Annotated in this window: 1 protein-coding gene; it reads right to left on the bottom strand. The window is 58.0% G+C overall.

Going from position 1 to position 1,480, the window contains the following annotated elements:
- Positions 1–295: 295 nt before the first annotated feature.
- The gene (locus GJA01_RS15035; RefSeq protein WP_373317500.1) at positions 296–1,399 is read right to left on the bottom strand and encodes an IS110 family RNA-guided transposase; all 1,104 of its coding nucleotides are present in this window, start codon (positions 1,397–1,399) and stop codon (positions 296–298) included.
- Positions 1,400–1,480: the final 81 nt, after the last annotated feature.

The raw sequence follows: 1,480 nt of genomic DNA, 5'->3' as shown, positions 1-1,480 counted from the left end.
CTCATGACCGTCATTAGGGGAGTGCAGTTGCAAGAAGCCTACACCATGACTGGTGTCTGGTGTGACCAAAAACTGATAGTGGACCTGACGGGTGTGCCGCGAGCCGATCGACGACGATTGATCATGCTCTCATCCGCGGGTTGGCTACCGCATTTCCCATTTCCGTCGTGGGCCTTCCTCTCTCTATAGACGGGCGTCGGTCGAAACCTGCCCCAGCTTACAACGAGGATTACCCATCTTGCCTGGTCTTCGCGGCACGCCCGTCAGGTCCGATGACCGGGCGAAGGAAGCCGTGTCAGGTTGGTTGCACGCGGCGACCGATATCCCAGATGAAGCCGACCAGCTCGCGCGCGATCGCCGTGATTACTTTCGGCAAGGCTTTACCGGATGCCGCTAAAGTTCGGTAGCGCTGGCACAAGCGAACTTGCGCCTTCCATGCAATTGCCCTGATTTCCTCTGGCAAGTCCTCGACACGCGCCCGATAACGGCGCTCCTCGCGTGCCGGCAGGCGGTATGACCAGGCTGCCTCAACCAGCATTGCGCGTGTTTCTCGGTTTCCGGTTTTTGTGATGGCGCCGCGACGGGTACGGGTGCCACTGGAAGCCTCTGATGGCACGAGACCAAGCCAGCCCATGAGTTGTTTGGGTGTTTCAAAACGGCTGAGGTCCCCGATTTCTGCAGCAAGCGTTATGGCCACGATGGGGCCGACACCGCGCAACGCCTGCAATGCCTTTACTACTGGCGCGAGTGACCAGCGCGGTAACGCCTCCATGAGCATGGTGTCCAGTCGATCGCAACGCTGCTGAGCTTCTTCAATGCGTCGGATGCTTTCACCCAAAATAAATTGCTGATGTGGTATTTCAAATGCCTGACTTCCCAGCCATCTCCAGTGCGCTTTTGTCCAGTTCGTACGACCGGTGAATTTACGCCCATGGCGCAACAGAAACCCCAGAAGCATCTGTCGGCAGGCAACAAGATCCTGTCTGACCTGGCGCCGACTGCGTACGAGGTCTCGCATAGCCTCGTGTGCCGGATCCGGGATCCAGATTGCCGTCAACTCACCCGATCGCAACAGTCGCGCCAACATTTCGGCGTCTCTCCTGTCCGTCTTCACCCTGTCGGCTGGCTTGCGCGGTATTACAGATGGGGCGATGACACTGCAGTCCATACCCATGCCCAGCAACTGGCGATGGATGCCGTACCCGCAGCCACCTGCCTCATAGCAAAAGTGGAGTGTCGCATCAGGCGTAGCCAGGCGCGACACCAGACGTCGTATGGCCTCGGGCGTGTTGAGAATTGTCCCGTGGAACCGGATTTCTCCCGATCGCCCATCGTCTGCAACAGCCACGGCAATCGTCTCTTTGTGGACATCCAGACCGATGAATTTTACCGTCGACATTGTCATTCTCCTCTCGTGACAAAGTGAGCTTACGCTCCTCCTGACCTCGGAAGGCGAGGCAAATGACGGTCATTGGGTCTA

This window comes from Gluconobacter japonicus, assembly GCF_002723975.1.
GTDB lineage: Bacteria > Pseudomonadota > Alphaproteobacteria > Acetobacterales > Acetobacteraceae > Gluconobacter > Gluconobacter japonicus.
The sequence above is the reverse complement of the archived record's forward strand: the minus strand, read 5'-3'. Positions and strand labels throughout refer to the sequence as shown.